The sequence below is a fragment of the Lewinella sp. 4G2 genome (assembly GCF_001625015.1).
Taxonomy (GTDB): domain Bacteria; phylum Bacteroidota; class Bacteroidia; order Chitinophagales; family Saprospiraceae; genus Neolewinella.
Genome location: NZ_LVWJ02000014.1, coordinates 1,451,578 through 1,476,719, shown reverse-complemented (window position 1 = coordinate 1,476,719; position 25,142 = coordinate 1,451,578). Strand labels below are relative to the sequence as shown.

The 25,142-nt window shown below is 54.4% G+C and carries 17 protein-coding genes; 7 read left to right on the top strand and 10 right to left on the bottom strand.

Going from position 1 to position 25,142, the window contains the following annotated elements:
• Nucleotides 1–188 precede the first annotated feature (188 nt).
• The 3 genes from A3850_RS07070 to A3850_RS20155 all read right to left on the bottom strand — a co-directional run bounded on the left by A3850_RS07070 (nt 189) and on the right by A3850_RS20155 (nt 3,152).
• Complete coding sequence (locus tag A3850_RS07070; RefSeq protein WP_068215164.1) at nt 189–1,637, bottom strand: hypothetical protein; 1,449 nt, start codon at nt 1,635–1,637, stop codon at nt 189–191.
• Between the two features lie 39 nt (nt 1,638–1,676).
• The gene (locus tag A3850_RS07065; RefSeq protein WP_082921635.1) at nt 1,677–2,654 is read right to left on the bottom strand and encodes an IS5 family transposase; all 978 of its coding nucleotides are present in this window, start codon (nt 2,652–2,654) and stop codon (nt 1,677–1,679) included.
• Between the two features lie 84 nt (nt 2,655–2,738).
• Nucleotides 2,739–3,152, bottom strand: coding sequence for a hypothetical protein (locus A3850_RS20155; RefSeq protein ID WP_197494004.1), 414 nt, complete (start codon nt 3,150–3,152; stop codon nt 2,739–2,741).
• 903 nt (nt 3,153–4,055) lie between these two features.
• Between A3850_RS20155 and A3850_RS07060 the strand changes: the two genes are divergently transcribed.
• The 4 genes from A3850_RS07060 (at nt 4,056) to A3850_RS07045 (ending at nt 12,204) form a co-directional block, all read left to right on the top strand.
• Complete coding sequence (locus A3850_RS07060) at nt 4,056–4,838, top strand: T9SS type A sorting domain-containing protein (RefSeq protein WP_068215163.1); 783 nt, start codon at nt 4,056–4,058, stop codon at nt 4,836–4,838.
• Nucleotides 4,839–4,909: 71 nt separating this feature from the next.
• Nucleotides 4,910–5,788, top strand: a complete 879-nt coding sequence (locus tag A3850_RS07055; protein WP_068215162.1) for a T9SS type A sorting domain-containing protein — start codon at nt 4,910–4,912, stop codon at nt 5,786–5,788.
• Between the two features lie 62 nt (nt 5,789–5,850).
• A complete protein-coding gene (locus A3850_RS07050) occupies nt 5,851–11,166 on the top strand; it encodes a cohesin domain-containing protein (RefSeq protein WP_068215161.1) in 5,316 nt (1,771 codons plus the stop codon).
• A gap of 78 nt (nt 11,167–11,244) precedes the next feature.
• Nucleotides 11,245–12,204, top strand: coding sequence for a PorP/SprF family type IX secretion system membrane protein (locus A3850_RS07045; protein WP_068215160.1), 960 nt, complete (start codon nt 11,245–11,247; stop codon nt 12,202–12,204).
• Nucleotides 12,205–12,278: 74 nt separating this feature from the next.
• Here A3850_RS07045 and A3850_RS07040 read toward each other — a convergent pair whose 3' ends face one another.
• Both A3850_RS07040 and A3850_RS07035 read right to left on the bottom strand, forming a co-directional pair.
• On the bottom strand, nt 12,279–13,280 hold the full coding sequence (locus A3850_RS07040; RefSeq protein ID WP_068215159.1) for a hypothetical protein: 1,002 nt from the start codon (nt 13,278–13,280) through the stop codon (nt 12,279–12,281).
• 382 nt (nt 13,281–13,662) lie between these two features.
• The gene (locus A3850_RS07035; protein WP_068215158.1) at nt 13,663–14,577 is read right to left on the bottom strand and encodes a sugar phosphate isomerase/epimerase; all 915 of its coding nucleotides are present in this window, start codon (nt 14,575–14,577) and stop codon (nt 13,663–13,665) included.
• A 122-nt stretch (nt 14,578–14,699) separates the two neighbouring features.
• Here A3850_RS07035 and A3850_RS07030 point away from each other — a divergent pair, with 122 nt between their 5' ends.
• The 3 genes from A3850_RS07030 to A3850_RS07020 all read left to right on the top strand — a co-directional run bounded on the left by A3850_RS07030 (nt 14,700) and on the right by A3850_RS07020 (nt 18,080).
• Nucleotides 14,700–15,968, top strand: coding sequence for a hypothetical protein (locus A3850_RS07030; RefSeq protein ID WP_068215157.1), 1,269 nt, complete (start codon nt 14,700–14,702; stop codon nt 15,966–15,968).
• Between the two features lie 69 nt (nt 15,969–16,037).
• The gene (locus tag A3850_RS07025) at nt 16,038–16,667 is read left to right on the top strand and encodes an RNA polymerase sigma factor (RefSeq protein ID WP_068215156.1); all 630 of its coding nucleotides are present in this window, start codon (nt 16,038–16,040) and stop codon (nt 16,665–16,667) included.
• 48 nt (nt 16,668–16,715) lie between these two features.
• Nucleotides 16,716–18,080, top strand: coding sequence for a hypothetical protein (locus A3850_RS07020; protein WP_068215155.1), 1,365 nt, complete (start codon nt 16,716–16,718; stop codon nt 18,078–18,080).
• A gap of 173 nt (nt 18,081–18,253) precedes the next feature.
• On the opposite strand, the gene A3850_RS07015 is transcribed toward A3850_RS07020, so the two are convergent.
• The 5 genes from A3850_RS07015 to A3850_RS06995 all read right to left on the bottom strand — a co-directional run bounded on the left by A3850_RS07015 (nt 18,254) and on the right by A3850_RS06995 (nt 25,020).
• On the bottom strand, nt 18,254–20,476 hold the full coding sequence (locus A3850_RS07015) for a xanthine dehydrogenase family protein molybdopterin-binding subunit (RefSeq protein ID WP_068215154.1): 2,223 nt from the start codon (nt 20,474–20,476) through the stop codon (nt 18,254–18,256).
• 10 nt (nt 20,477–20,486) lie between these two features.
• Nucleotides 20,487–20,954, bottom strand: coding sequence for a (2Fe-2S)-binding protein (locus tag A3850_RS07010; protein WP_068215153.1), 468 nt, complete (start codon nt 20,952–20,954; stop codon nt 20,487–20,489).
• A 55-nt stretch (nt 20,955–21,009) separates the two neighbouring features.
• Nucleotides 21,010–21,936, bottom strand: a complete 927-nt coding sequence (locus tag A3850_RS07005; RefSeq protein ID WP_082921668.1) for a 1-aminocyclopropane-1-carboxylate deaminase/D-cysteine desulfhydrase — start codon at nt 21,934–21,936, stop codon at nt 21,010–21,012.
• Nucleotides 21,937–22,121: 185 nt separating this feature from the next.
• Nucleotides 22,122–22,730 (bottom strand): uracil-DNA glycosylase family protein, encoded by a 609-nt coding sequence (locus A3850_RS07000; RefSeq protein WP_068215151.1) that lies wholly within the window; start codon nt 22,728–22,730, stop codon nt 22,122–22,124.
• A gap of 76 nt (nt 22,731–22,806) precedes the next feature.
• Nucleotides 22,807–25,020 carry a lamin tail domain-containing protein gene (locus tag A3850_RS06995; protein ID WP_068215150.1) on the bottom strand — a complete coding sequence of 738 codons (2,214 nt, stop codon included), beginning with the start codon at nt 25,018–25,020 and terminating at the stop codon, nt 22,807–22,809.
• Between the last annotated feature and the right edge of the window lie 122 nt (nt 25,021–25,142).

Sequence of the window (25,142 nt, the reverse complement as noted above, 5' to 3'; positions counted from 1 at the left end):
GCTGAGTGGAAGGTTATCCTGACCATTACCTTCGACAGCGCATCCAACTACCAGCATTAGTAGAAGGCAATACCCGACCAGCCTTGAAGCAATTCTAGGATGCACGATAGCAGTTTTTGAAAATTAGACATAGTTATCTCCTGCATACCTTCTGGGCATGCTCAAAACTGATGCTTTTAAACAGGCTTCTAAAATTCTATTAACTCGACGCGCAGCGAAACGTCTTTATTAATTACGCCTTCTTCACCGACAAACTGATACTGAAAAGCATCGCTCAGCTTTACAGCTGATATTAATTCAGCCTTGGTAATATCATCAGATACTGGGCTGATGGGCATTTCAAATAGGGTAGTCCAGTTACTAATATCTACTTGCTGTAATGCTGAATCCCCTCCATCAGCAACCCACACCGTTCGGACGGACTGATTATTCCGTTCATCGATCATTCCGTTGAAATTTTCGCTTAAGTCTTGGCGAAGCTTACTTTTCGTCGGAACAACTTCTTCAACGGTAAAAATATCATTGCGCGATTTAAGCTCAAATTGATAACCGATGATTGGCTTTTCCGACTGCATACTCACTTTCAGCTTGTAGCCTGGCTTTCCGCGTCGCTTGGATTTTGCATCGCCCATAGCAACTGTCATTTCCAGACTCTTAAGCTGATAATTTGGCTGCGGTTGAGAATTTTTAGAAACTTGCTTAACCCCTCCGTTTGGCACTCTGAAATCAGGATTTCCATCGAAGGTCACGTCTCCGGTAAATAGTAACCAGAAATTATAAATATTGGTATTGCATTCATCGTCAAAGTGATTCCAGTCGTAGACGTGATCCATCCACTTCGACTGGGTACTACCGAGGTAAGTGTAAGGATTACCATTATTTAACAACCTCGCTGAAAATGGATAATATGGCTCATTTCCAATCTCGCTTTCAGCCGGATAGCCTTGGCTCCAAAAGTTAGCTACGAAAGTTGGGTCTGGATGTGTTGTAGTAGGATTGGTGGATAGTGCAGGGACTAGTCTTACCTTTCTTGAAGGTGGAATGTGATCGTTACCCAAAATTACCTGACTTAAATAGTTTATGTCAAAAGAGTCTATGACCCCGTCAAAATTTGTATCCGCCGCGATTCTACTTACAGGACATTTAAAGTTATCAAATTCTAAAACATGCCTTCTTATGGCCACCATATCAAGCACGTCTAAATATCCAAAACCCTTAGCAATTTCCCAGTTTGTCGTCAAATCTATTCTTCCCTCTCTGATATTGGGGAAGAAAAACTCACCATCATTGTTAGTAATAGAGGTAGTAGTTGAATTATCGTCAAGTTGCCGGAGAGTTACGGCAATATTCTCTACTGGTTCTCCTACGGTAGCGGGCGCACAAGCTTCGTATCTCCAATCGCGTAGGTACGTAACAACCCCCGTGATACCTTCTGAACCGTTGTTCGTTGTAATCTCAAGATTAAAATCGTCAATGGCAGCGTCGCTGCGAAAGCTTGGTCCAACTTTGGTATAAAAGCGTACATCAAGGTATTGGCCAACGTAGGCGGACAGATCTACGGATGCACTTTGCCAAGAATTTCCTTGGTTTCCAGACAGGGACCAGACTCTTTTCCATTCTTTGTGGCGTTGTTGCATGAAGATTTAAGACAAAGCTTGCGCTCATAAAATATTTAATTAAGCATTTTTTAGTTGAGAAATCGGCATGCCATGGGCTGTCATATGATTGAGTGCTTTGATTTTAATTTTGTTTTCCTGCGTTTGAGTTTCAAGTGATCGAGAGTAGTGGGTTGGACCAAAGATGGTTTTATAACGGTACATCGCCGTCTCAGATAAACTTCGTTGGTGGTAATCGGCTTCTTTTTTCCATTCTGCCCTTCCGACTTCTTCTATGCGTTTAATAAATTGATTGCGAGGATAGTCATCGGCATCACCCGGTTCCTCCCAATACCATTTCACCGCGCCTCTCTGAGGTGGAATGACAGGCCAAATATCTCGCTCCAATAAACCATCGTAGCAACTCTGTGCATCATAAGCACCATCAAGGTAGACCTCATCGATTTCGGCTTCGACCTGATCGAGAAGATCATTTACCTGAGATTCATCGCTCTCGGAGTTAGTCGTCGTGATATGGCAATGAATAAAGCCAGTGCAAGGATCAACACCCAAATGAAGTTTACGCCAGGTACGACGCTTGCTCCATCCGTGCTTGCGGCATTTCCACTCGCCTTCACCGTAAACCTTGACTCCCGTCGAGTCTATCGCAATCGTGATCGGGCCGCTAGCTGGAATCGCAAAAGGACTAATGTTGAGAGTGCGAAAACGGCGGTTAACCTGTGTAAAACTTGGTACTTTCAGGTGCGCTAGGTCCATGAGTTGAAGCAGACCCACGGTAAAACCACGAGACTGTCGATAGGGTAACCGAAAAATAGTCTTGATCATCATAATGGCCTCGATACAGGTATCACTATAAGTTTCTTGAGCACCTCTCTGGGCTGGCGAGTCACTATACCAATTTTGGGTGACCGACTCGTCAATAATAAACGTGATGTTACCACGATTTTCCAGGGCTTTGTTGTACTCCGCCCAGTTGACTACCCGGTAATCCTGCTTATCTTTTACTTCAAATCGCTCGTCCTTCTTTATCTTTGACATGGGCTGGAAATCTATTGATTTAGTTGTCGTAAACCAAAGATATGGGCTCCAGCCCAAATTTATACTAGCCGTTTATGAGGGGAATCAGGCCCGATTCATGCAACAACGCCATTCTTTGTTATAATATACTTCAAAAGCAAGCAATCCCATACTGGAACCGTACATATGGTAATGGAAGGTTACCGTTGCTGTCAATGCATTTGTTAAGTCAAATTTAGGTCCGTTCAGAGTCGATATTCGGTTAAAACGATTAGTTGCCTCTGTATAGTAATACATATCACCTTCAAAGGCAGAGTTCGGACCTGTATTTCTGGAACTGGTCCTTCCAGAATTCTTGCGCCAAATTCCATCTTGTGATGGAATCCAATCATTATTCACCTCTTCAAACCCATTAGAGTAAGGAAAATCTGAAATGATTGAAGACTGAGCTAGTAGACTTCCACCAGCTCCTATTAAAATGAGGAACAAAAGTAAAGTGCAGGCACGAAGTGTTGCCATGCCAATGGGCAAGTTGTACATACCAGAGTTTTAGAGTGTTTAACTTAGTTGGTTTTCAAAAATTAGAGCAGTGAAAGCTGGGCTCTACGCTAATGCACTGCAAATATAAAACTAAAGTTTAAACAGACTAGGTGCATGTTCACAATATAAACAGATATTTATTTTTTACATATAGAACTTAGGCAACCTACATCAAGTGTACCTACAACTAACGTCGTTAATATAAATGTGTGGCCCTCTAAAAATCACCCCTAAATATTCAACGTATGTGCTCATCCGAAAGGATTAGCCTTACTACTCCTTCACACGAAAACACTCCCCTTTCGCACAATCTCTCTCTCTTTTCAACCTAAAATAGCCATCTTGCTAAATGTCACGACCGAGGTGCAATGCTCAATCTGTTCAATTCTTGGTCAAGGGGCCTGAGCCAAAAAGCTTTGAAAGTTACCTAATGTCCCCTCCCTCCCTAACCGGGGCAGACTATTCAATACCCATTCACGAAATTCTCTCACTAAAGTCGATCTCCATGCCCACTCGGAGGTGACCCCGTTTATCCAATTTTTCGAGGAGAGTTGAGCCGCAGTAACTTCGTAAACTAGCTGGACATTCTTGTTCTACATCGGCAAAATGAGAGAATTGAAGGTTTAACTCGCAGGCAGGTCCATACCATTCACCTTCTATTATCTAGCGTCGCGGCAATACCCTGCTATACATGAAACGTCTATCACGTCTCCCCTGTCCTTTGTAGAGGGGCCGGGGGAGAGGAATACACAACATCATGTATAGCAGTGTAGTCGTGGCAGCACAAACTGATAAGCAGACACAAATTCTTACCTTAGCGCAAGTATTGCACCAGCTCAAGGCAACCCAAAATCCTTGAGGCATCCCAAAAACAACGACATTATGACACTGCAACCTCTCTCTACCTACCTCGCAACCACCCTCCTCCTTTTATCCTGCGTGACTCAAGTTTCTGCGCAAGATGTGACCATATTTGCACAGGATGGGACGTTCTCTGCTAATGACACGATCAAGGTGGACATCGTTACCATTGGGTTAGACAGTATGGTTTCGGGTGAGTTTTCTCTGGGGTGGGACACGCTTCTGCTAGAGTTTCAAGGTATTGACAACGTTGACGAGGAGATTCAGGACCACTTGAATCCCGTTTTTAATCGCACCCAGGTAGATAGCGGAAGAGTTGGATTTCAGATTATAGATTTTGGGCTGCAAAATTTAACTTCAAGAGATACCGTGGTAATCTTCTCTGCTGTATTTACCAGTCTGGTCAACTCGAATGCTACCACTACTATCGGCATAATCGATCAGCCATTACCTACTCTATTTGGCCTCTTGGACCAATCCCAAGCAAACACTACAAAACTTTCCGGTACAATTACCCTTGAGCAAAGCACTAGTCTGCAAAACCTCGGGCTAGATCAACGACTAACGGTGAGCCCCAACCCCATCACTAGTGAATCAGTACTTGAAATAGAACTGTCTTACGCTTCCAGAGCAAACCTCGAGATTATTGACATGAGTGGAAAATTGTGCCGAAAGGAGTCCGTACAGCTCAGCGTTGGTGACAATCGCATCCCGCTTCAAGTAGAGAGCATGATCACCGCGGGCACCTACCTTCTAAGACTGACTACGGATAGAGAACAGCTGGTGCGAAAGATTGTCCGCTAACCTACCTGCCAATAGCCGAAGGAGTTCGATTCGGCGCAATTCGCATACCTTCTACATCTCAAACACCACCGATGAAAGTTCAAATCACGACATTGCTTTGTGTACTCGCTACGCTGTTGACCTTCTCTGGATACGCTCAGGGAACGGTTGATACGCTATGTGGTGCCAATACGGATCAGGTTCAGGTGTGTATTGGTGACGTGTGTTCCGACGCTGGCGTAGAGGTCTGCGTACCAACCTTTATCGGGCAGTTCGACGCTCTCGCTGGCATCCAATTTCGATTGGCTTTCGACTCAACACGGCTTGCCTATACCCGCTTCACCGCCGCTAATGCTCGGCTTGAGGCGGGTAGTACCGTACTAAGCCCTGGCCCCGGACTAGTAAGTGCATCCTGGAACGATCCCGACCTTACCGGGCTAACGTTTCCACCCAATGAAGCTGCTTTTGAGTTCTGCTTTAACGTGCTGGATACGGCAGCTACACCCATTACCTTTTTTGAACCGGACGTTACCCTACGGGCTTTCGACATTTTAGGAGTCGTAGTGGAAGCTGGGAGTTCACCGGGCAGTATTAATCAGAATTGCAACCCTGTTGCGCCTACCTGCAATGATGGCATCATGAACGGTGAGGAAACAGGAATTGACTGTGGGGGGCCGTGCGTTTCCTGTACCACAAGCACTGATGAAACAGGTATGCAGGATGATCGCTTTACCGTCAGCCCTAATCCCCTTACACAAAATTCCATTTTACGTGTAGACCTCAATTACGCTACCCGGGGGGAATTGGAGATTATTGATAGTCAGGGCCGAGTCATTACTAAGTCGACTATAGAAGTTCAACCTGGCGTACTGGATATCCCCCTTAGCTTTGCCCAATTCCCAAGGTTCGGAACTTACGTTATCCAACTGACAACCGAAAGAGAAAGATTCGTCCGCAAAGTGCTGCGGTAGAAGCCCGTGGACCTTTCTCGCCCTGGCAACTTTACTGAAGTAATCTCACTAACTAACAACTGATGAAACTATTCTACACCTTGCTCCTCAGCGGGTTGCTAGCCATGCTTGCCCCCGCCCTGCAGGCACAAGACCTCAGCGTGTCCCTGACGGACGTCGAAGGACAAGTCGGAGAAACGGTTTGTATGGACTTCATCGGCGAAAATTTTGTCGCCGTGAAGGGTATGCAGTTTAATCTTGAATACGACCCATCGGTACTGATGCTGTCTTCTTACGAAGCTAGTATCGCTGATAATGCCGTATCAATCATCCCTAGCACTAGTAATCCTGGACTAGTCAGAGTAACGTGGCTTTTATTTAGTGTAACCGGCTTTACCAGCGATCCCGGGCCCTTCGACTTTGGCGACCTCTGCTTCACTATTCTCAGCGACGAACCCACCTCCGTTGCCATCACTGGCAACCCCATCCCGATCGAGTTTACGAACGATCAGAACATGGACATCGCTGATTTCGTAGTGGAAGCCGGCGAGGTTAATTCCGGTGTCGGAACCTCAGCAACTTGTTCCGATGGCATCCAGAACGGCAGCGAAACCGGCGTAGACTGCGGTGGCCCCGACTGTGCCCCCTGCGGCGGAACCATGACCGCCTGCGGAGCCGATACTGACGACGTACAAATCTGCCTCGGCAGCGTCTGTGCCGACGCCGGTACGGAGGCTTGCGTTCCCATCTTCGTTGGCAACTTCGACGGACTCGGTGGCTTTCAGTTCTACCTGTCCGTTGATGACGACAACATTGCCTTCAACCGCTTCACGGCGGCAAACTCAGAGCTGGAAACCGGTGTCATTACTGGCATCCCTGGCGACGACCTCTTCAGCTTTACCTGGAACGATCTATCCGGGGTAGGAGTATCCTTCCCCGCCGACCAGCCGGCTTTTGAATTGTGCTTCAACGTCCTTAATGCGGCGCCTACCCCACTGACCTTTTTTGATACGGACGTGCGCCTCCGTGCTTTCGACGAGTTGGGTAATCAGCTCGACGTCACGAGCTCCCCCGGCGCCATCAACGTCAACTGTGGCGACGTTACACCCACCTGCGACGACGGCATCCAAAACGGCGACGAAACCGGCATTGACTGCGGTGGCTCCTGCCAACCCTGTACGACCGGCCCCAACCGCGATTGTGGCATGGATACGGATGACCTCAGTATCTGCCTCGGCACCGCCTGCGAGATTGGCGTGGGCGAGGAGATCTGTCTGGATATCACCGTAGGAAACTTTACTGACGTTACGGGCCTGAACTTCGACGTGATCTTCCCCGAAGCCAACCTCACCTTCACACGTATTACCAGCAACCCCTCCTTATCTGACGACCTGATCGCGATTGATCAGGGAATGGGCGTCGTCCGCGTCCAGTTCTTTCAATTCACGCAAGCCGGCCAGGACTTATCTAATGGCGATAACCTCGGCACCATCTGCTTTACGAACAACACAGCCGAGCGGACCAACCTTACCCTCGACGAATTGTTCGCCAGCGATAATAATAACCAAAGTCTTGCCGTAATCGGCAACGGAGGCTTCATCAACGGTTGTACCGTTACCATGCCTACCTGTGATGACGGTATCCAGAACGGCGATGAAACTGGCATCGATTGTGGTGGCTCCTGTGAGCCTTGTGCTGCGGTAGGCGATCTTGGTTTCCGGGTGGGAGACGCCTTCGGGCCCATCGGGTCGACCGTATGCGTTGACGTACTGGCTACCAACTTCGCTAACGTTGCCAGCTTCCGGCTGCCGCTTGTCCACAATGCGGACCGGCTTTCTTTTGCCCGGATAAACAGTACCGGCCCCTTCGCCAACGTAACCGCTAGCAACAACGCGGCTGGTAGTGTCCGCATCACCTGGCCCGGCAATGGTAGCGGCGTATCGGTAGCGAATGGTACGGCTCTTTTTGAAGTCTGCTACGAGGTGCTCGAGCAGTGTAATACCTCAATCGTCGCCGTAAGCCGCCCCGCCTTCCCCCTGGATGCGGTGGACGCAAATGGCAACGATATCAATCCCATTGATTTTACGCCCGGCACCATCAATGGTGGATTGGCTTGTGATGATACGCCACCTCCCGGCAACGCAATTCTGCAACTCAGCACGGAGGATGGCGCGGTTGGTGAAACGGTCTGTCTCGACCTTACTGCTACTGACTTTGACAACCTGACCGACCTCAATTTTACGCTGACCTACGATGCGGACGTGATCACTTTCACCGAAGCCAACAACTTCGGGCTTGCGGGTCTCGGGGCGACCAACATTCAGAACCCCAGTCCAGGCATCATCACCCTGCAGTGGGCCTCCCCCACCGCCGGGGGCGAAACTTTGGCGGACGGCGCGACCGTTGCTTCTTTCTGCTTCACGGTGGATGCTTTGTCCAGTACCGAGATCGCCTTTGGGAACAGCCCAATCATCACTTCCGCTACCAATGCGGACGGGGCGGACGTACAGATCGTACCCGTCAGCGGTCGGATCAACCCCAACGCGCCAGCGACGGACGGGCTCACTGTCATCATTGGTTCCGGAACTGCCAGTGCTGGAGAATCGATCTGTCTCCCCGTAACGGGATACGACGTCGACAGCCTTAAGTCATTTCAAATGACGATCGCCTACGATCCGGCCCTGGTCACCTTTACCGGTCGGGATAATGATGTGACCTTTCCCCTTCCCGGTGGCCTATTGCTTAATGCTAACAACCCGGGTGTCATCCGTATCATCTGGAGTGACCCAACGGGCGCTGGGGAGAATCCGCTGGCGGACGGCACCGTACTATTCGGCTTGTGTTTTGAGGTCATCACCGAAGACGTAGCCGTTATCTCTTTTGAGGACGAACCCATCCCAACCGAATTTGAGAAGATTGACGGCATTGTAACCGGCACCTTTGTCAACGGTGAGATCAACGGTAGCGATGCGCCCGTCATCGTGGACGCCGACGAAAACAATCCAACCTGTTCGGATCTGGAGAATGGCTCGATCGTACTCTCCGTATCCGGCGCCGGGGATTTGACCTACGCTTGGACTGGCACCGACGCGACTGGCCCCATCGCCAACAACCTAAGTGCCGGGACCTATAGTGTCACGATCACGAACGCGGCTGGTGACTCCGATACTCGGACGTTCACCCTCACCTCTCCCCCGCCCTTCAACATCGGTATCGACGCCATCGACCCGGTCGTTTGTAACGGAGAGAATAATGGACGCATCGAGTTATCAACTATTGGCGGAAGCGCCCCCTTCCTCATCGACTGGTCCGACGCCCTGAATGACGGCGTACTGGAACAGACGAACCTGGCCGCTGGCTTTTACGCCGTGACCATTAGCGATGGAAACGGTTGTCGCCGTCAGCGCCGTCAGATCCAGATCGAAGAGCCGGACGCTATTGAGATCGCCGGTACCATCGAGGGCTCCGGAGACGACCCACGTAGTATTAACGTAGTCGTAGAAGGTGGCCGGGGTGATTACCAGTTTGCCTGGGTCGGCCCCAACGGCTTCACCGCCAATACGGAGGACATTGAGATGTTGTCCGAATTTGGCGAGTACTGCCTGACCGTTACCGACGAATCCAACTGTACCGAGCGGACGTGCTTCAACGTCGAGATGGATAACGTAGACTTAGTAGCGACCAGTACTGTAGCTGCTCAACCCGCCTGTAATGATAGCCAGGATGGAGTGGTCACCCTCTCTTTCACGGGTGGCCGGGCACCGTTTACTATCGTTATCAACCCCGGTGGAGAAACCGTTACCGCTACCGAACGGAGCATCAACCTTCCTCTCGCGGGAGGTGACTACACCTTTAACATCACGGGTGCTGGGGGCCGGACTACTACCGCCACTGCTACCGTGACGGCTCCGGATGCCATCACCAGTAATACGGTAGCCGTATCCGATACGGAAGACACCGGTTGCTCCGGATCAATCACCCTCAACCTGACGGGAGGAACCGGTGACTACACCATCGTGTGGAGCAACGGCGCTTCTACTTCCACCATTACCGAACTCTGTGCGGATACTTATTCCGCCACCGTTACGGACGTGAATGGTTGTACTTTCTCCACCGGTGATATCGTCATCGGTGAATTGCAGGAAGATCTGGTTGCTTCCAACAACGCCTCCTGCCCGGATGCCAATGACGGTAGTATTGACGTCACTATCTCCGGTGGTGCATCGCCTTACACTTTCAGTTGGACGGCTTCCGGCTCAACGGACGAGATCGCAAATACGGAGGACCTTACCGACGTGATGCCCGGCAACTACCAACTGATTGCAACGGACGCTACCGGCGCCAGTGTCACGCGGCTCTACTCCGTGGCCGCCAACGCCGCCTTCACCGTTAGCACCGAAGTGACGAGCGACTACAACGGCTTCGGCGTCTCCTGTGTGGACGGTGCGGATGGTATCATCACCGCGACCGTCACCGGCGAAGGCACCTTTACTTACGAATATTTACTCGGTGATATGATTGTTGGTGCGGATCCCGTCCTGACGGGTGCCGGCCCCGGTGTCTACACGGTTAGAATCACTGGCGATGGGGGTTGTGAATCCACATCCACCATTACGCTGACCGCTCCAACTGCCGTCACTAGTGCTGCGACCATCAACGACGTAAGTTGTGATGACGTCAACGATGGCAGTATCGTAGCCGCCCCATCTGGTGGGGTTTCTCCCTACACCCTCGCCTGGTCTACGGGTGATAGTGGCACTCGGATCTCCGGACTGGACGCCGGAACCTACAGCCTTACCGTAACCGACGCCAACCAGTGTACCTCCGTAGAAAGCTTTACGCTGGAAACGCCAGAAGACCTGGCCTTCACCGTCAACGCAACCGACGCTACGGAAGAGTGTAACGGTACGATTGAGGTACTGACGCTCGGTGGTAGTGGATCCTTCGTCTACACCTGGCCGGAACTTCCTAACCAGGGCAATGACCCTATCGCCAGGGGCTTGTGCCCAGGTGACTACACCGTCATTGTGTCGGACGCCAACGGTTGCCAATCGGTCACCATGATCGCTACGGTACGAGACCGCCGCTTCCCCTGTTTGACTGCGCGGACGGTCCTGACGCCAAACGGTGACGACCAGAACGAAACGCTCGTCATCTTCTGTTCGGGAGACGACGCGGCGGCTAACAACTCCATTCAGATCTTCAACCGCTGGGGCCAATTGGTCTACGAGGTGGACGACTACGACTGCAGTGACAACGGCGGCATCAACTGCTTTGACGGCCGTACGAACGACGGTACCCCACTCTCCGAAGGGGCCTACTTCTACGTGTTCGATTACACCAACCCAACCGGAGAACGGGAACAGCAACGCGGATCCTTCACCATTATCCGAGACTAGATCCAAACGCCCCCTCTCCTCACTGCGGTAGGGCTTTCCTTCCCGTGGTCTTCCTTTAGCTTCAAAGTACGCTCCCTTATGAAACAATGGCTACTTTCTTTGACGGTCCTGCTCATCAGTGCTTCCGCCCTGCAGGCACAGGACCCTGCGGTATTCAACCACTACGTACAGAGCCCGGTCATCCTTAACCCGGCTGCGGTGGGGTTTGCGGATGAATACCGCGTCATGCTCAACACTCGGGCCGCCTGGGCGGGATTTAATGATGCGCCAACGACCTTCGGCTTGCGGGCTAACGGACCGATCGGCGAAAGCTTTGGATTAGGATTCACCGTCCTTTCCGAAAGCGCTGCTCAATTACAGCGGACCAAGGGGCAAATCGACGTCTCCTTCCGGGTAAAGTTCGGTAACACTTCCGCTGGTAAGCCCGTCTTTCAGGGTGGCTTTGGCTTCTTTACGGAATTCCAACGCCTCAGCCTCGACGGCGATGTTTTGAACAACGTGCAAAACCAACTGACCGACGAACGGCTTCAGCAACTGGTGGACGGCGAGAACCGTTTCGATGCGGGCATCGGCTTTTACGGTACTTACCTCGAGAATACTTTCGGCGGCATCACGATCAACAATCTCGTGGCTAATCGGCTGCAGGACATCTCGGGCCGCTCCATCAACGAAGGGCTCAACTACACCTTCCTCCTCGGCCACCGGCTGAATCTGGAGAATAGCAAGGTGAGTCTTACCCCGAGCATCATGATGCGCAACATTCAGGATGCCCCCTTTATGCTGGACGTTAACCTTCAGGCCGGGTTCGTGGATGACCAGTTCCTAGCCGGCCTATCCTACCGCTACCTTGGTGCCATGGGTCTCCTGCTCGGTACCCAGCAGAAAGGGTTTCGGTTCTTCTATTCCTTCGACCTCGGCTTCGGAGGTTTGGAGCAATACAGTAGTGGTAGCCACGAATTTACCGTGGGTTACGTCCTGAGCCGCCAGGAGCTTAAGGCCGGCCGGGACCGCCGCGCGCGGGCCGCCAATCGGCAGTAAATCATTCCAACATATAATGAAAGCCCCGGACCAAATGAATGGTCCGGGGCTTCGTTGTCTAGGGTTTCAGGTGTTTACTCTCCGGCCGTCCGGAAGGCATCCGTCTGCAGGTCTTTGTAGAAGTCTTTGATGAACTTCCGCAGTTCGCGCTTGCTGCCATTCTTGAGACCGTCGAACTCATCGATTTGGGTTAGGAACGTGGTTTCCAGGCCCTGAAAACGTTCTACGGCGGCATCGAAATCACCACTGTCATCGAAGCTCCAGAGTAGTACGCGGTCAGTGATGCGGATTTGCCCGTGGGTAGGGTCCGGCGTAGCGTAGTTGGCGTTTACGAAGCCGCTGAAGTCGAAGTCGTAGGGGACGGCGGTGTACTGTCCGTTCTCCGCTTTGAGCATCTTGGTGTTGCGTAGCATCCGGTGGCAGAAGTCAGCGTTACCGATCATGTACTGGAAGAGGGTGACCATTTCAGCGTTGGCAACGCTATCGGCTTTCACGTTGTAGCAATCCTTACAGTTGCTCATGTTGAGGCGGTCCTTCAGTTCATCAAAATCTTCGATGATGATGGCTGCGTTCGTGGTCTTGGAGCCGTCCACGGTATTAACGTAGGTAACTTCCAGCAGGCGAGTGCGGAAGCTGGCTTTGGGGTTGATGGTGTTGTACAGTTCGTAAGCCAGTTGCTCCCGGAGGATGGCATCGCGGCCAGCTTCGTCGTCCGTACAGTGGGTCACCAATTTGAAGTCGTTATGGGTGTTTAAGCCCAGTGCCCGCAGGCCATCCTTGGCGAACTGCAGTTTCAGGGGCGGCATTGCACAGGCGCGGCGGCGGAAGCGGCCACGAACGGCAACGTCCAGTTCCAGCTCTTGGCCATCCGTTACGAGCGTGGCGGGGAGGGACTCCGTTTTGCGGCGGTATACTTCCAGGCTGTCCAGGTTAATGTGCAGCTCCACGGAAAGGGTTTCTTGACCGGCCCACCGTTCAAAGAGGCTATTTCCTCCCTTCGGCCCCTTGTTAGGAGCACCGGCGAAGGCCGTGCAGCTAATCAGCAATAAGACGATGAGGGAGAAGAGGCGGGTCATGATGTTGTTTCTGTGTGTATGGTTAGAAGAGACGGAAGAAGATCGAAAGCGTTGCATATTTTAATTCGCTGATCAACTTTTCCGTTGTTGATGATTCAAATATGCGGGCACCACAGTCCGCCTTACTCATTTCATCGAGCAGTTGGGATGAGAAGTCGACGAACGGCAGAAAATGGGCACCAACGGAATGAAATGACCGCCAAACGGTCACTTTGGAGGTAAGTCTTTCGTTTAGCGCTTCACCTTATCTATACGTGTCAGTACTGAAGCAGTCAGCCCAGTCCGAATCCATCTTCCTGCGCACCCGCGGCAGCGCCCACGAGAAGCGCCCGCCGGATGGTGGCGTCCCAAAATGTCAGTAACGGAGAAAATGGTTGCGCGGCTAGCTAATAAATGGCCGCAGGTAGTTGTAGCTCTGGCGTAGGGAAGCGATTCGCTTTTCCAGACTGCCCTCGAAGGTGCGGTCTTCTACTTCTACGCAGACGGCGCCGTCGTAGCCAGTTTCGCGGAGGTGGCCGATGAATTGGCCCCAGTCTACGTCTCCCAAACCGGGGATTTTGGGCGTGTGCCACAGGTTGGGGTGGCTGAAAACACCGTGGTGGTCGCGCGCTTCCACGTCGATGCGGGCGTCCTTGGCGTGGACGTGGACCATCCGATCGGGGTACATTCGGAACGGGAGGGTGTAGTCCATGTGCTGCAGCACCAGGTGGCTGGGGTCGTAGTTCAGGCCCCAGTTGGCGCTGGGGATATCCCGCCACATCCGTTCCCAGACGGCGGGGCTGACGGCCAGGTTTTTACCGCCCGGCCACTCGTCTTTGGTGAAGCGCATGGGGCAATTTTCGACGCCAATGCGTACGCCGCGTTTCTCGGCGTGGGCCACGAGGGGCTGCCAAACTTCTAAAAAGCGATCCCACTGCTCGTCGATCGTCCGGAGCGGGTCGCGGCCCACGAAGGTGGTGACGGAGCCGACGCCGAGGAGGCTCGCCGCGTCCAATAGTTGATACAGATGGTCGATGTACACTTGGCCCTCTTCCCGGTCTGCCACCAGCGGGTTGGGATAATAGCCCAAGGCACTGATGCGGACACCATAATGTTGTTGTAATTCCCGCACGTGCGCAACGCCGGCTTCATCCAGCGCAGCCACATCCAGGTGGGTGACACCGGCGTAACGGCGTTCGGCCTTGCCGGGCGGCCAGCACATGACCTCTACGCATTCGTAGCCAATCTCGGCGGCGAGGGCGAAATGTTCCTCCAACGAATATTCCGGAATGATGGCCGTTACGTACCCTAACTGCATGGCGTCTTGATTAGGTCGGCAAAATAATTTAAAGTTTTTTAGCCCCGGCTGTCACACTCGCGGAGGCAGGCCACTATAAGAGATTGTAGACCACCTTCGGTCCGGAAATAAATCGCCTAAAAATGTTGAAACAACTCTCCTTTCTCGCCACCTGCTGCCTGATTACGCTGCTAGCCCTCCTCACCTCCTGTGGCATCTTCGAAAACGAAGAATTTGAGGTTCTTCCCGTGGTTGACTGCCCCACCCTCGCCCTCAATTTTCAGGATTCCTGCCAACTTGCAGATGGCGTCTTCGGGTTAGTCAACCCGAATTGCGAGTGTATCGGAGACAGCGCTGTCTTCACCTGCCCCCTCATCCAGGCTAACGTGGGCGACTTCTGTGTCACCGTCGACGGTACCCGCGGCATGGTGGACTCCCTCTGCGCCTGTACCGAACTCGTACGGGATTCGATGGACTGCCCCGATCTGATGGCCAATTTCCAGGATTCCTGTGTAGGCTCCAATGGAGATGTGGGTTTCATTACGCAAAATTGTGAGTGTTCCGCTGACGTATCTACTTTCGACTGCCCCGATCTACAGCGCAACATCGGTAGCCAGTGCCGCGTCGCCCCGAATGTCGTGGGTATTCTCAATGCGGACTGTAACTGTGTCGCCATCCCCGACAGCACCGGTACTTGTGACGTCATCGGCCAGGAATGTGACCTCGGTGGCATCGCCGTGGAAGGTATTTATAATGCCAACTGTCAGTGTGTCGTCCGGACGGATTTTGACTGTAACAACCGCTTCCAGAATTTCCAGGATACCTGTTTCCTCCGCAATGGCGACCTTGGTTTCGTCAACCAAGACTGCGAATGCGAGAATGGCACCACGACCACCTTCGATTGCCCCGACCTCAACCGTAACGTCGGTGACGTCTGCCGCGACGCTAATGGCACCTTCGGCCGCATCGACAATACCTGTAACTGTGCCATCAACGAGACCTACGACTGCCCCCAGCAGCAGGCCAACCGCGGTGACACCTGCCTACTCCGCAACGGCCAGTTCGGCCTCATCAATGCCGATTGTCTTTGTGCCGAAGTAGGTCCTGGATTTACGTGCCCTGATCTTTTCTTGAACATCGGGGACGGTTGCCGCACCAGCACCGGAGCCGCCGGCGTCGTTACTAATGAATGCCGTTGTGTAGAAGTCGATACCACCGTGGATTGCCCCGATCTTAACCTGAACTTCCGGGACCTGTGTACCGTCGGTGCGGATTCCCTTTCCGGTGCCGTGAGTTCCAACTGTGAATGCCTGGCCTTCGATTGCCAGGAACTAGGCCAGAACATTGGCACTCGCTGTCAGACGGCCGCCGGCACTTCCGGTCAGGTTACAGCGGACTGCCTGTGTGAATAAGAAAGTTGCCGGGAGGGGAAGCCTTCTCCTCCCGGCCTTATCTTACCTACCCGTTCCAACCCAATCAATTTGGCCCACCCTCCGATAAACGAACAGCTGATTAAAGCCTGCCGCGCTAACCAGCGGCAGGCTCAGCGTCGTTTATACGAGCTCAGTCTACCTCGCCTGCGTTACCTCGCCCAACGGTACCTAACGGACGCGGAAGCTACCCAGGATGTATTGCAGGAAGCCTACCTCAGCATCTTCCAGCACCTGGACCAATTCGACGGTAGTCGGAGCCAATTCAGCACCTGGGCGGGGCGGATCACCATCAACAAGTGTCTTGCCCGCAATCGCCGGGCACCTACGGAAGTATGTCTCCCACCCGAGGATATCCCCCGTCAAACATTGGATGCCGCCCGCAACGCGCTCGAACAACTGACGGACCTGGAACTCGTCACCTGGCTAAAACAAATGCCGCGCGACTACTACCTGGTATTCAACCTCGCCGCCGTGGAAGGGTACGACCACCCGGAGATCGCCCGCATGCTGAGCATCACCCCCGCCGTATCCCGGCAGCGCTTGAGCCGGGCCCGCAAGTGGGTCAAACGGGAGCTCGATCGCCAGCCGGACCATCCCCTGCGGGAATTTTTCCGCCGCAAACCGGATAGCCTGGCGGCGCCCCTCGCCGTGGTAATCCAGCTCATCGGCCACCTTTAGCAACTAACCCTATGTCTACATTTTACTCATCGCCCTCAATCCTTAACCATGCCCTTCGCTGAAGACGATCTGGTCCGGCGCCTACGTAACGGTGACTCCACCCCGGAGCCCGCGGAAAAGGATGCGTTGTGGGCGGCCATCGGTAGCCAACTTCCGGTCGCGCCCGCTGCGGCACCCACTGCGAGTGGTTGGGTGGCGTATTGGTGGCTCCCGTTCCTGCTCCTCCTGACCGCCGGCGGAGTGTGGACGGCCATCAATTACTCACCCAGCGGAGTGGAGCAAAGTGATAATACCGTGGCCACTACTGAACTCATCCAGCGCAATGCAATGGGTACGAATCAAGAGGAGTCTCTGGCCAAGAGCTCGGACGAGACTACAGTTGAAGCCACCACTGCGTCAGCTGGTACCCACACGATGACGGCATCTGATCAGGCTAAGCGCTCCAACGGGAGAAATCAGTCTGGTTTGACCACGCCAGTTACGGGTCGGCTGCCTATGGTTTCTATCACAACTCTTTCTACAAGCAAGCCTATTGACGTTAGCAGTAGTTCACCATCATCTACGTCGGATACTAATATTGCGGCGACCCCGTCCGACGAAACTTTGGACCCGTGGCAGCGCCCGCTGAAACGTACCGAAGGCAGCCCACTCCTGGCAACTTCGGCACTGGTTCCGCTAGAAATTGCTGTTGAACTGCCTTCGCGCTCACCAATTGTCCCTGTTCCTGAAACCACCGAAACTGCGTTCGAACCGCAACCAAGTAAGTGTGAGTTGGGCGCTGCCGCGGGTACCAACGTAATGAGCGAGCAATTCGTAGGCAACGCAGCGGAAGGAAACACCCAAACACTCACGGACGCTACCTCCGGAGCTGCCGGACAACACCTCAGCTTAAACGTCGATTACCGCTTGGGCAAAGGCTTCGCGGTTGGGTCCGGATTAGAATTTAACCGCACCCACTCCCTCCTTCAGCACCGGATGGAGTTTGATACTATAACGACCCACCCCAGTTTCCCCGACCAAACAACAAAAGGTGCGGGCACTTACCAGATTAGCCACAATAACCACCTGGCGTGGCTTTCCATCCCCCTCCGGATCCGCTACGAGCGCCAACTTGGCCGGGTAGTAGCCGGGCTCTCCGCCGGGGCCAGCTTCAACACCCGTCTCTCCGCAACTGGCCGGACGTTGACCCCCCGTGGATTTGGGGTACCCGTCACGACGGAAGGAGAAACGGATCAGTTTCACGTCTCCTACCGCCTGGAACCCAGCCTGCGCTTACCCATCGGGAAAGACGCGAGGTGGAACCTGCAACTCACGGGCCGCCTGGAGCGGCTGAACTTTGGCACCTCCCAATTATCCGGAACCGAGCGCAAAGCCTGGCTGTACGGAACTTCAATTGGGGTGTTCTATCGCTAGGATAATCGTCGGACGAATTCACTGGAAATGATCTCCGGCGCTTTATTCAGTTCGTCAGACGACTATCGGGTCGTTCCTTTCGGAATTCCAACCTATCCAGGTAATAAGTCGTCGGACGATGCCAGCTAACGGCTACGCCTTTTAGCTGGTGAATCGTCCGACGACGAGGAAAGTCAGCCCCGTAGCGTGGGATTAGCGAAGGGCTGGTCGTACACTCGCGTCCCCGTCGCCTTGTAGAGCGCATTAGCCAGCGCTCCACTGATGGGCGGCAGCGAAGGCTCGCCCAAACCCGTCGGGGCGATCCCGTTGTCGACGAAATGGGTCTCGATGGAGCGGGGGGCTTCCGCGTGACGGATGAGCCGGTAGGTATCATAGTTCTCTTGGTCGGGCTTCCCGTCGGTGAAGGTGAGGGCCCCGAACATGGCGTGGCCGATCCCATCGATGATACCTCCCTCAATCTGATTGAGGGCACCTTCGGGATTAACGACGATACCGCAATCAACGGCGCACACTACCCGGTCTACCCGGGGGCGGTCATTTTTGATGCTGAGGTCCAATACCTGTGCGACGTAGGAATTATGGCAGTAGTAAGCCGCGACGCCGCGGTGCTGGCCGGCCGTGTTGTCCCAATCTGACTTTTCGCGGACCAGCTTCAGTACGCCGGCGTAACGCTCGGCGTCGTAATCATTCTTTTCCCCAACCGGATCGTTAATGGCGCGGTCAAACAGCGCCAGGCGGAAGTCAATGGGATCCTTCCCGGCCGCTTCGGCCACCTCGTCGAGAAAGGCTTGTTCGGCGCCCGCGATGAAGTTGGACCGCGGCGCCCGCCAGGCACCCGTCGATACGTTGGATTCTCGGCTGAAGTTTTCTACGAGGTAGTTATCCACCGCCCCGGCGGGGAAACGATTGGCGAAGACGGGAGAACCGTTCGTACCCGCCCCCTTTACGTGGAAGGCGGTCAGATTGCCATCAGCGTCGAGGGCGGCGCGGTAGTGGACCAAGTAGTCGGGGCGGTAGGTTCCCTGGGTCATATCGTCCTCGCGGGTGTAGACCAGTTTTACCGGAGCCTGCACGGCCTTACTGATAAGGGCAGCTTCCACCCCGAAGTTACCGTACAGGCGGCGGCCGAAACCTCCCCCCATGCGGGTCATCTGAATATCGACCTTTTCTTCCCCCAGCCCGGTGACGGTACTGATGGTCTTCCTTAGGAATTCCGGCGTCTGAATGGGTCCGTTGAGCAGCGCGCGTTCGTCGTTGACGTCGGCGTAGAAGTTCATCGGCTCCATCGTATTGTGGGGCAGGAAGGGGGCGGAGAAGGTGGCTTCGACGATGCGGTCGGCTTCGGCAAAAGCCTTTTCCGGATCCCCATCGCGGCGGGCTTCCTCCCCTTTACAGGTATTGATGAGGTCCGCCAGTTCGGTCCGGTGCTGGTTACTGGATTCGGCCGGGGAGGTGCGTTCCCACTCCGCCCGGACGGCCTTTTTTGCCTGGAAGACCTGCCAGGTCTTATCCCCCACGATGGCGATCAGGTTGGGGAAAGCGTTGACGTCGGACCACTGCATCTTCGCGCCATCCGGTTTAGAATTGATTCTTACCACGTGGCGGATGCCCGGCATGGCTTTAAGCTCGTCTTCGTTGAAAGATTTCAATTCCAGCCCGAAAGCGGGTGGGTGGACGATGCCGGCGACCAGCATATTGGGCTCCTGCAGGTCGATCCCGAAGAGTGGTTTACCCGTCACGATCTTGCGGGCGTCCACGTTCTTTTTGCCCTTTCCCTTACCGATAATGGTGAAGTCTTTGGGGTCTTTCAGCGTCACTTCTTCCGGAGCCTCGATACCGGAGGCGGCGGTGGCCACTTCCCCGTAGCCGAGGGACCGGCCGGAAGCGTCGTGGTGAATGGTGCCGTTCTCCGTCCTTAATTCGGAAGCAGCGACGCCCAGTTTCTCGGCGGCGGCCGCGACGAGGAGGAAGCGGGCGGTGGCCCCGGTCTTGCGCAGGCCTTCCCACCCTTGTCGAATCGACTGGCTGCCCCCCGCGATCTGACGGCTGAACTTATCGGTATCCAAGCCGGCTTGCTCGACGATGACGTCCTTCCAGTCCACGTCGAGCTCTTCGGCTACGATCATGGGCATGGAGGTTTTTACGTTCTGACCGATCTCCGGATTGGGGCTGTAGATGGTCACCACCCCATTCTCTCCAATTTTGACGAAGGCGTTGACCTCGCTCCAGTTTTCGGGCAGTTCGGGTTCGGGGGGCATTTGGAAACCGGTACCGGCTTCGATGGCGGGTTTGCGGTCGCAGGAGGTAAGCCAGGTTACTCCGAGGAGGAGCCCGCCACCGGCGGCGGCGGATACCTTCAGGAAATTGCGGCGATTGTTGCGTGGCTGGTTTTTCATGGAGGTTGGCTTAGGAGTTAGGAGATAGCTTGGCGGCGGTTTTCACGGCGGCGTGGATACGGGTGTAGGTTCCACAACGGCAAATATTGCCACTCATGCCGGCGTCGATCTCCGCGTCGCTGGGGTTCGGGGTGTTGCTCAACAGAGAAGCAGCGCTCATCATCTGGCCGGACTGGCAGTATCCACACTGGGGCACGTCGTGCTCCAACCAGGCCCGCTGTACGGGGTGGGAGCCATCCTCGGAAAGCCCTTCAATCGTCGTGATGGCCGACGTCCCCACCTTACTGATCGGGGTCTGGCAACTTCGCATAGCGGCGCCATCGACGTGCACGGTACAGGCGCCGCAGGATCCGATTCCGCATCCGTATTTCGTACCGACCAGTTGGAGGTCATCGCGCAGAATCCAGAGTAAGGGCGTTTCGGGGGTAGCGTCGACCTGCCGGTCCTCGCCATTCACTTTCAGGGTGTAATTGGGCATGCGTAAGGATTGTTGAGGTAAGATAAGGCTTATCGCAATTCGCCACTCGACTAACTCAGTAAATACCGCCTGTGTGGACAATGACCACATTTGACCCTGACGCGTAGACCCCTCGTTTAAGCCGGTCCAGCACCCCCGAGAATAACTTGGCGGTATAGATGGGTTCGAGAGGCGGCAGGCCAGGTACGTCCAACTCGGCTCGGGTGGCCAGGCCGGTGGTGGCTCGTTTCCAGGCGGTCGGGAATTTCCCGTAGCCGCCGAATTCGTAGCCTTCTACGCACGTCCAGTTATTGGTGTGCGTCGGATTCAGCCATTGCTCGATTTCTTGGCGCATCCAATTGCCGCGGAGGGCGGGGTAAACTTCGATGCGAGTTGTGGGGTCCGCGGCACGGATGATGCCGGCGGCCGTACCTCCCGTGCCGGCGCTGACGCAGCAATAATCCGGGATTGTTCCCAACTGCTTGGTCATCTCTTCCACCAATTTCCCGACGTTGGCAACTCCCTTTTCGGTGGTACCGCCTTCGGGGATGAGCCAGATTCTATCCACCCCAACTTTATGCTCGGCGGCTAGTCTTTTCTGGAGGCCATCTACCCACAGTGGATCGTTGCGTCTTCGGTATTCGAAGCGGGTCACCTTCTCCAACCTGGCACCCGCGGCAGCGCAAAATTGTAATAGTGGATTGTCTACTTCTTCGCCACGGATGATGAGGTGGACTGGCAGTTTGAATGCTGCGCCAGCCGTTGCGAGGGCCGCCAAGTGGTTGGAGTAAGCGCCCCCAAAACTGAGGAGTACCGGCGGTTCCACTTCCTCCAATGCCGCCTCTAAGACGGGCAAGAGTTTACGGACCTTGTTTCCCTGCAGAGCGGTGCCGGGCTTGAGCGAATAGAGATCATCGCGCTTCACGTAAAGATTTACCCCCTGCTTTTGAGCGATGGGCAACTCTAATTTTTGTAGCGGACTAGGGCGCGGTCGCAGGTGCATTTGCCTGAATCAAAGTGGTTTGGGAATTTATCGCTTGTTCTTTTCGCGTCTACCGTCGTTAGAAAATTGAACCATAGCTATGGCTATGCTTAAATTTTCTGCCTAGGTAGACACAAAAATAACGTCGCGCTAATTTTCCCAAACCACTCCGTTTCAGGCATAGCAATGGGTAAAACTGGACGAACCTACGGCAAAAGATCCTTAATCAACGATTGGAGTTCCGGGATGACTTCCGCCTCGATCCACGGGTTGCGCCGCATGAAAATGCCATTGCGCGGGCTGGGGTGTGGGACGACGAAGTACTCTGGCAGATACGCTCGGTAGTTGCGGACGGTCTCAGTGAGCGTTCTTTTCCGGCGATCTCCCAGGTAGCGCTGCTGGGAATAGGCCCCGATGAGGATCTTGAGCTTGACGTTGGGTAGTAAGCCTAGCAAGGTATCCTGCCACAGCGGCGCGCATTCCGGGCGGGGAGGAAGATCGCCACCCTTTCCCTTGCCGGGGTAGCACATACCCATGGGCGTAACGGCGAAAGTGGGGCTATCGTAAAACTGCTCCTCCGTAACGCCAAGCCACTCCCGCAGCTTGCGGCCACTCGGGTCATCCCAGGCCACGCCCGACTGGTGAGCGAGCCGCCCCGGTGCCTGGCTGATGAGCGCCACGGTGGCTTTCGGGTGGAGGCGAAAGATCGGTTTGGGGCCAAGCGGAAGGTGCTCCGCGCAAACGGTACAGGCACTGATGGGCGCGTAGGCCCTATCGGCGTGCGGGGCAAAACCGGTGGGGTTATTCAGGGGCATACCCGCTAAACAGAAAACCCCGCCATCGTTCGGTGACGGTGGCGGGGTTTCTAGGAATAATCCTTAAACGAGACGTTTAGCGCTTGATAAAACGAATCGTCTCACTGGCCGCGCTGCGGTTGAGGCGGATCAGGTAGACGCCGGCGGCGAGGTCATCGACATCGACCCGGTTACTACCGGCGGGGATCTGGCGGATCACCTTACCATTAACGTCCGTCAAACTAGCCGACTCACCGTCAGCGAGGGACTGGTTGAAATTCAGCACGTTCGTCGCCGGATTGGGGTAAACGGCAAAGCGCGTACCGGCGAAATCCGCCGAAACGGGGCCGTATTCCGTCATCGTGCCGTCCAGATCCACCTGGCGAAGGCGGTAGTAATTGGTACCGGCCAGCGGAGCGTCGTCCATGTACTTATAGTCATTGGCAGTAGCGGTGCCGGCCATTACCATACCGAGTTCCGTCCAGGCAGCGCCGTTGGCGGAGCGGTCGACGTAGAAGTGGGCGTTGTCCTCCTCGTTCTCCGTAGCCCAGTTGATGGCGACCTGCTTACGATCAGCGCGGGCCGTGAAACTGAGCAGTTCGATGGGGAGCACGAGGCCGGGGATGGTGTTGAACTGGCAGGGAGAGATCTCTACCGGGTTCGAAGTAATAGTGGTGTGGGGCACGAAATCACCGGTAAAATCCGGGCTCCGGGCCAACGATTGGTTACTGGCGCCGCTGTAGGTAACGGAGACAACCGTGCCGCCCATAGCGTTGCGAACGGTAACTTCGTCGCCACTATTATTCAGGCCGATCAAGCCACCATCGGAGGCCGCTACCGGGCAACCAAAATCTGCCGTAGTGGGCGCGGCGAAGATGACGTAGCCGGTTCTGGGCGGAATCATTGTCCCCGTCGGAAAGGTGTAGAAAACGCCGCCACCGGGTTCGGAAACGGTGAAGTCGCTTACGTCGAGGGGAGTAGAACCCGTATTGTAAAGTTCTACGAACTCATCGCCGGAGGTACTCAGGATACCGTCCTGATTCGCGTCGCTATCAGGGTCAGCGTTGATCTCATTGATCACCAGATCTACGGGGACGCAGCTGCCATCCATAAACGTAAAGGGCACGATGACTTCTTCGCCGTTAATACAGCCGCCGCCCGACAGGGTGAGGACGTAAGAGTTGCCTTCCACGAGGTTGCCGAGCAGGATATCACCGTCATCATCGACCGCCGGGTCATCGCCGCTGATGGTTACAGTCGGGTCATCCACCGTAACGACAACGCCGGGCTCGGGGCCGTTGGTGAAGGCCACCAGCGCGGAGCCGGGGTCCATGCCATCCGTCTGCGTGTCACAGTTGAATACGATGTTATCGGGGTTGATGTTGGGGTCGCAGGGGTTGCGGCACTGGTTTTCGGTGGTGCTGATCTCGAGGACGAACGAGCAGTCTCCGGAAGCATCGCTGAGGGTAACGCGGATCTCGTCACCTTCTTCAAATTCACCGGCGGAGTTTTCGAGAATGATGGTCCCGTCCGGTTCCGTCTGGGGGTCATTCCCTACGTTGGTTGTGGTAGCCGTGACGTCGGAAGCGGGGGTAGTGGCGCCCGCTTCTACCGTGATGGTCACGTCGCTATCCATCCCGGTGTAGGGAATAAAAATGCGGAAGTTATCGGAGCCAGCAGCGGGTGTCTCGGTAATACACTCAACTTCTTCGGGGCCAAAAGTGGTGATGCCACAGGGGACGGAGGCTACTTCGAAAAGGTCAACACCGAACCAGTCGCTGCCGCCATTCTGGTCTACGGCAATCGTCAACTGTACAGAAGTAGCGCCATCGGGGATCATGATCTCCACACGTTCCCAACCATTAGAGCTGAGGTTACTGGCACCGTCGATGAGCAGTACTTCGTCCTCCGTGTTCCCGTCAACGGTAAGGATGTAGGCAAAGTCATCACCGGAGTCAAATTCGTGCACGTTGTAATAGAAAGAGACCAATACGTTGCTGGCGCCGGTCAGATCCACCTGGTCGAAGATGATGAAGTTATCTCCGGAGCGGCCGCCGTTGTTGTTTTCTATGTCCCGGCCACCAAATAGCATGGTTCCGTCAAATGGGTCAATGTCGTTGACGTTACTGCGCACTTCCCAGTAGTCATCCCCTACGCTGTAAGTTTCGGGGTCGAGGGTGTAGCCCCAGGTGTCGTCCGCCGTCCCTTCAAAACTCTGGAAGGCGAGGGTAGTTTGGGCGCTGGCGCAGGTGCAAAGGAAGAGAGCAAGTAGAACAGCAAAAGCCGTCCTCAGAGAGTAGATATTGGTCATAAGGTAGGATTGGTTCGGGCGGAAGAGGTAGGTTAAAATTGGTTTGTAACGTATTCGGGCACAAAGGTATAAGTTGCTATGTTAAGCCATGTTTATGCTTTTGGGATAAAGCGATTGCCTTT

Excerpts from the sequence above, each read along its gene's own strand:
- A3850_RS07005 (WP_082921668.1), bottom strand. The coding sequence starts at position 21,936 with ATGCACCTGCGACCGCGCCCTAGTCCGCTACAAAAATTAGAGTTGCCC.
- A3850_RS07070 (WP_068215164.1), bottom strand. The coding sequence starts at position 1,637 with ATGCAACAACGCCACAAAGAATGGAAAAGAGTCTGGTCCCTGTCTGGA.
- A3850_RS07050 (WP_068215161.1), top strand. The coding sequence starts at position 5,851 with ATGAAACTATTCTACACCTTGCTCCTCAGCGGGTTGCTAGCCATGCTT.
- A3850_RS07000 (WP_068215151.1), bottom strand. The coding sequence starts at position 22,730 with ATGCCCCTGAATAACCCCACCGGTTTTGCCCCGCACGCCGATAGGGCC.
- A3850_RS07010 (WP_068215153.1), bottom strand. The coding sequence starts at position 20,954 with ATGCCCAATTACACCCTGAAAGTGAATGGCGAGGACCGGCAGGTCGAC.
- A3850_RS07060 (WP_068215163.1), top strand. The coding sequence starts at position 4,056 with ATGACACTGCAACCTCTCTCTACCTACCTCGCAACCACCCTCCTCCTT.
- A3850_RS07030 (WP_068215157.1), top strand. The coding sequence starts at position 14,700 with ATGTTGAAACAACTCTCCTTTCTCGCCACCTGCTGCCTGATTACGCTG.
- A3850_RS07035 (WP_068215158.1), bottom strand. The coding sequence starts at position 14,577 with ATGCAGTTAGGGTACGTAACGGCCATCATTCCGGAATATTCGTTGGAG.
- A3850_RS07020 (WP_068215155.1), top strand. The coding sequence starts at position 16,716 with ATGCCCTTCGCTGAAGACGATCTGGTCCGGCGCCTACGTAACGGTGAC.
- A3850_RS07015 (WP_068215154.1), bottom strand. The coding sequence starts at position 20,476 with ATGAAAAACCAGCCACGCAACAATCGCCGCAATTTCCTGAAGGTATCC.
- A3850_RS07040 (WP_068215159.1), bottom strand. The coding sequence starts at position 13,280 with ATGACCCGCCTCTTCTCCCTCATCGTCTTATTGCTGATTAGCTGCACG.
- A3850_RS20155 (WP_197494004.1), bottom strand. The coding sequence starts at position 3,152 with ATGGCAACACTTCGTGCCTGCACTTTACTTTTGTTCCTCATTTTAATA.
- A3850_RS07065 (WP_082921635.1), bottom strand. The coding sequence starts at position 2,654 with ATGTCAAAGATAAAGAAGGACGAGCGATTTGAAGTAAAAGATAAGCAG.
- A3850_RS06995 (WP_068215150.1), bottom strand. The coding sequence starts at position 25,020 with ATGACCAATATCTACTCTCTGAGGACGGCTTTTGCTGTTCTACTTGCT.
- A3850_RS07055 (WP_068215162.1), top strand. The coding sequence starts at position 4,910 with ATGAAAGTTCAAATCACGACATTGCTTTGTGTACTCGCTACGCTGTTG.
- A3850_RS07045 (WP_068215160.1), top strand. The coding sequence starts at position 11,245 with ATGAAACAATGGCTACTTTCTTTGACGGTCCTGCTCATCAGTGCTTCC.